A 710-nucleotide genomic window follows, 5' to 3' on the forward strand; every position below is an offset into this window, starting at 1 on the left:
ACCGCGATGTCCTGTTTGGACTCGGCCGCGTTGATCACGTCATCCGCAGTGATGTTGTCATCCAGCGTGATGCTGGCGGTCACCTCGGTGTCCACACCGTGGGTGTGCACGGTGCTGGCTTCACCCACGTTGCCGGCGGCATCGGTAGCGGCCACTTTGGCATCGATGGTGGTGTCGGCAGCCAGGTCGCTACCGGCCACGTCGACGCTGTACTCACCCGCCGCGTTGACGGTCGTGGTGTAGTCCTTGCCGTTGATGGTGAGGGTCACCACGTCACCGGCTTTGAACTCGCCGCTGACGGTTCCGGATACCGGGATCGCCTGGCCGGATTCGGCCGCGTTGATCACGTTGTCGGCCGTCACGTCGTTGACGCTGATGGTGGTGGTGCCGTTGTCCGGCGCCGTGGTGTCGACCCCGTACCCTTCGCTGGCGGTGGCGCTGGTGCTGTTGCCCGCCGCATCGGTGGTGGTCACCTTGGCGTCGATGGTCTTGTCGCCATCGGCTACCAGGTCGGCACCCGGCACATTGATGCTGAAGGTCTTGTCGGCCGCCACGGTGCCGGTGAAGGTCTTGCCGTTCACGGTCAGGGTGACGGTGTCCCCCACCTTCACGTCACCGCCCACGCTACCGGTCACCGCGATGTCCTGTTTGGACTCGGCCGCGTTGATCACGTCATCCGCAGTGATGTTGTCATCCAGCGTGATGCTGGC

At 64.5% G+C, this 710-nt stretch carries 1 protein-coding gene; it reads right to left on the reverse strand.

Annotation, left to right across the window (positions count from 1 at the left end; all coding sequences use genetic code 11):
* On the reverse strand, nucleotides 1–710 hold a 710-nt coding region (locus tag G5315_RS20485), incomplete at both ends, for an Ig-like domain-containing protein (protein WP_421333918.1).

Source organism: Aeromonas sp. 603607 (assembly GCF_049171595.1).
GTDB lineage: Bacteria > Pseudomonadota > Gammaproteobacteria > Enterobacterales > Aeromonadaceae > Aeromonas > Aeromonas veronii.